The organism is Lyngbya sp. CCY1209, from assembly GCF_035615495.1.
In the GTDB taxonomy this organism is placed as follows: domain Bacteria; phylum Cyanobacteriota; class Cyanobacteriia; order Cyanobacteriales; family Microcoleaceae; genus Limnospira.
In genome coordinates this window covers 1-2,710 of record NZ_JAJENU010000351.1, presented here as the reverse complement: position 1 = coordinate 2,710, position 2,710 = coordinate 1, and the positions used below count along the sequence as shown (strand labels likewise).

1 protein-coding gene is annotated in these 2,710 nt (G+C 59.4%); it reads left to right on the top strand.

All coding sequences use genetic code 11. From position 1 onward, the window contains the following. Positions 1-311 precede the first annotated feature (311 nt). Positions 312-2,618, top strand: coding sequence for a tetratricopeptide repeat protein (locus LKE08_RS09720; RefSeq protein ID WP_324704021.1), 2,307 nt, complete (start codon positions 312-314; stop codon positions 2,616-2,618). The last annotated feature ends 92 nt before the right edge of the window (positions 2,619-2,710 follow it).

Below are 2,710 nucleotides of genomic sequence, written 5' to 3'. Positions count from 1 at the left end.
AGGAGCCGTGTGAGGTGAAAATCTCATGCACGGTTTTGAATGGGAGGGGGAGAAGGTGACTTCTCTCTCGACCCCTACTGATTGACCCCGAGCTCAATATGCACGTTCTCTCGGCGATCGCCGAGAGAAGAAAAGGGTAAAAATCGGGTTCGAGTTGCATCCGCCAACGTCAGCCGACCTCGAGCTCCGATCTCTCCCATCCGAATCCGAAGCCGGGGGAAACGCCCTCGCCCCGTCGCGGGCGGTAGGCTGGCACGCCGTCGCACTCTCGAAAATGTGCCTTGAGTCCAATTTTGCCGAGGCCGAACCAAATGCAGAAAAAAATTATTGGTGGACGCTACAAATTAAAAGAAAAAATCGGGGGCGGCGCGTTCGGCCAGACCTATTTGGCCGAGGACTCCCAGTTGCCGGGAAATCCCCTCTGTATCGTCAAACAACTGCAACCCCAAAATACCGACCCCAAAACCCTGCAAACGGCTCGACGTCTTTTCAATAGCGAAGCCCAAGTTCTTCACACCCTCGGCACTCAGCACCCCCAAATTCCCACCCTGTACGCCTACTTTGAAGAAGACAAGGAATTCTATCTGGTTCAGGAATTGGTGAGAGGAAACCCGCTGACGGAAGAATTGCCCCCGGGAATCCACTGGCAGGAAGTCCAGGCGATGGACTTTTTACAAGATATTCTCTCCATTCTGGATTACGTCCACCAACAACAGGTGATCCATCGAGATATCAAACCCTCCAATATCATGCGGCGAACCGAAGATCAAAAGTTAATGTTGATCGACTTCGGGGCCGTTAAACAGATCCGACAGTCCTCGGACAGCAACGACTCGAACCTCACCGTCGCCATCAGCACCTACGGCTATTCGCCGCCGGAACAATTGCAGGGCAAACCCCACTTCAGCAGCGACATCTACGCCGTGGGCATGACAGCGATCCGAGCCCTGACGGGGATTCACCCCCACCAGTTAGACCGGGACCCGGCGACGGGAGAACTGATCTGGAAAAACCGCGCCCGCGTCAGTGAGGGGCTCGTGGCGATTTTGGATCGGATGGTCGCCTCCCATCTGCCCGATCGCTACCCGTCGGCTTCTGCAGTCCTGGCTGACCTCGATCGCCTCCGACAGGTCGCCAACGACCCCACCCGGATGGCTACCTCCGACGCGCCGACCCGGGTCGCGGGCGATATCTCCCTGACGACCCCGCCTCCCCCGATGCCCCCGCCTCCCCCGGCCGGGGATCGACAGCCCCCCACGGCGGTGCGTCCCGGCAAGGGAATCGGGGGTAAGATGCTCGGCAAACCCCAATGGGTGGCGGCGGGGATCGGCGGGCTGGCGATTTTGGCAGTCCTGTTCGAGTTGATTTTTCCCGTCGTCCGCCCTCCCTATTACGTCGGCCGGGGCAACCGACTCCTGGAGGATGACCGCCCCGAAGCGGCGCGGGAAATGTTCGATCGCGCCCTGGATCTGAATCCCAATTCGGCCGGGGCTTGGGTCGGACAGGGGGATGCCCTCGCCGAACTCGGGCGCAGCGATCGCGCCCTGACGGCTTACAATAAAGCCCTGGAATACCGACCCGACAACCCGGATCTTCTCAACAAGAAGGGAAGCCTCTTATATCAGACGGGCGCTTCCCGGGAGGCTTTGGCGGCCCACGAACAGGCGATCGCCATCGACCCCGACAACGCCCAGGCTTGGTACGGCAAGGGGATCGCCCTGATCGGCTTGCGACAGTACGAAGAGGCCGAAGTCGCCTTCGATCGCGCCAAGAGTATCAGACCCCAGGTCCCGAGCGTCTGGCAGAGTAAAGCGGTCGCCCTGGAATATCAGGGGAAACGACAGGAAGCCCGACAGGTGTACGAAGAGGCCCTGGCGACCTACGATGACGTGTTGGACAACCAACCGGAGAAAGTCGCCGCCTGGGTGGAACGGGGGGCCGTGTTGAGCAAGTTGGGCCGCCCCGAACAAGCCCTGGAGTCCTACGAAAAGGCCCTGGCGATCGACCCGGACGACTTCCAAGCCCTCCTCAAAAAGAGCAACGTCCTGTTTCCGCCCCTCCGGCGCATCGACGAGGCCCTGGCTGCCTCTGATCGCGTCCTGGAAATTCGGCCCGACTCCCATTTGGCTTGGCACAATCGGGGGTCGATCTTGGCCGGGGGAAAGCGGGACTTTGAAGGGGCGATCGCGGCCTATGACCGGGCGATCGAGTTGCGCCCCCAGTTCGTCCCGGCGATGCGGGACAAGGGGTTGGCGTTGAGTCAGTGGAGTCAGGTTCTCCAGGCCGAGGGGAAGACGGCCGAAGCCGAAGAGCGGGCCGACGCGGCTCTGGAATCCTTCGATCGCGCCTTGAGTGCCGACCCCGACGACTATCAATCCCTCGTCGGGCGGGCGATCGTCCTCTCCAACCGGGGACGTCAGGAAGCGGCCCTGGCGGCCCTGAACAAGGCGCGGGACATCCAACCGGGTGACCCCTTCGTGTGGGTGAACCGGGGTTTAGTTTTGGAAAAAATGGGCCGGAATGCCGAAGCCATCGAATCCTATGACGAAGCCCTCAAAATTCAACCCGATTTCGGGCCGGCGCTGGAATCTAAAAACAAATTAACCATTAACAATTAACCATTAACAATTAATAATTATAGCAACGAGCGCTCACGTGGTTACAGTTGAAATGGGGTCAGAAATTTTCAAACCCTTATAGAAAAGCCGTT